Raw genomic sequence first — 1,687 nt, 5'->3', positions numbered from 1 at the left:
CGGCAACCCGGATCAGGCAGCACGGCTTCGTGACGCCGACACCGCCAACGCGACGATCGCTGAACTGCGTAAATAACGTCGGCATTACGGCTACGCCGTTCATGCGCCTGTAGGTAGCTGGCCGCCTTGCATTTCTGGTTACGCCGAATTTGTCAGTGAATGTCTTGGACTCGGGCAGTTCGTTGCTGTGATGGTTGCGGTGCGCGCAGTTCTGCATCAGGGACGTCCGCCTCCTGACTCTCGACACCTGCCGCACCGACCAGAAGGCCGGGCGGGGACTATGCGATTTCGACTATGGCGCCGATAGCAAGAAAGCGGGTTCTGCGTGACGCTCGTCACGGGCAGGGTGGAAAGTGCTTTCGTCCACACCGCCACTAGGAGCCCTCAGTGGGATCGACCTCTTTCACCGTCAACGGTCGCACGTACGTCGCCCCCGACGCGCCGGTCGTCGTCATCTGCATCGATGGCAGCGAGCCCGATTACCACGTCGAGGCGATGAAGGCCGGACGCATGCCGTGGCTGAGCCGCACGCTGGCGGGACCATCGAGTTCGTGGCCTGCGCACTGTGCGATGCCCGCCCTGACCAACCCGAACAACGTCTCCATCGCAACCGGCCGACCACCGGCTCTCCACGGCATCAGCGGCAACTACATCCTCGATCCCGAATCGGGTGAAGAGACACTGATGAACGACAAGCGCTTCCTGCGCGCGCCGACCATCTTCGCCGCAGCCAACGAGGCCGGCATGGACGTCGTGGTGATCACCGCAAAGGACAAGCTGCGCCGGCTCCTCGGCGCGGGAGTGGTCGAAGAAGGACCGAGCCTCGACGGCCGCGGGTTCACCGCACCGTCGCGGACCGGCATTTGCTTCTCGGCGGAGAAGGCCGACGAGGCGACGGTCGCCGCCAACGGCATCGCGAACGTACCCGCCCTGGTCGGCAGGCCCGTGCCGCGTGTCTACTCGTCCGAGTTGAGCGAGTTCGTGCTCGCCGCCGGTGTCACGGTCCTGGAGTCCCGCGGAGCGGACCTGATGTTCCTGTCGCTGAGCGACTTCGTTCAGCACAAGCATGCGCCGGGCACGGAGACGGCGAACGACTTCTACGCGATGATCGACTCCTACGCGGCGAGGCTCGACGATCTCGGGACCATCGTCGTGATCACCGCCGATCATGGCATGAGCGCCAAGAGCGACGACTCCGGCGACCCGCGTGTGGTGTACGTCGAAGACGAAGTGCGCCGAATCCTCGGTCTACCAGACCTTTCCGACGATGGGGAAGGTCGCGACGGTGTACGTGTGATCCTGCCGATCACAGATCCCTACACCGTCCACCACGGGGCGCTCGGGTCGTTCGCCAGCGTCTACCTGCCAACTGACGCCGATCCCGATCCGCTGATCGAGGCGCTGCGGAAGCTCGACGGAGTGGAGGCCGTACACACTCGCGACGATGCTGCCCGGCGATACGCGCTCCCCGCCGATCGGATCGGCGACGTCATCGTGCTGGCCGAGGCCGGGACCGCACTGGGTCGATACGCCGAATGGCACGACCTGAGCGGTCTGGATGCACCCCTGCGTTCGCACGGCGCCTTGGGAGAGCTTCAAGTCCCGTTCATCGTCAACCGTGAATTACCAAGGCCCGCACCGCTTGACGAGCCATTCGGCGACGCCGCCTACGTGCACAACTATGACG

1 protein-coding gene is annotated in these 1,687 nt (G+C 64.7%); it reads left to right on the top strand.

The window, feature by feature from the left end; all coding sequences use genetic code 11:
* Positions 1 to 387: 387 nt before the first annotated feature.
* Positions 388 to 1,687: phosphonoacetate hydrolase (gene phnA, locus ACRDUX_RS32495; RefSeq protein ID WP_526420246.1), on the top strand; the 1,300-nt coding region annotated here is incomplete at its 3' end.

Origin of the sequence: Mycobacterium sp., from assembly GCF_050701675.1 — a bacterium.
Lineage (GTDB): Bacteria > Actinomycetota > Actinomycetes > Mycobacteriales > Mycobacteriaceae > Mycobacterium.
The sequence above is the reverse complement of the archived record's forward strand: the minus strand, read 5'-3'. Positions and strand labels throughout refer to the sequence as shown.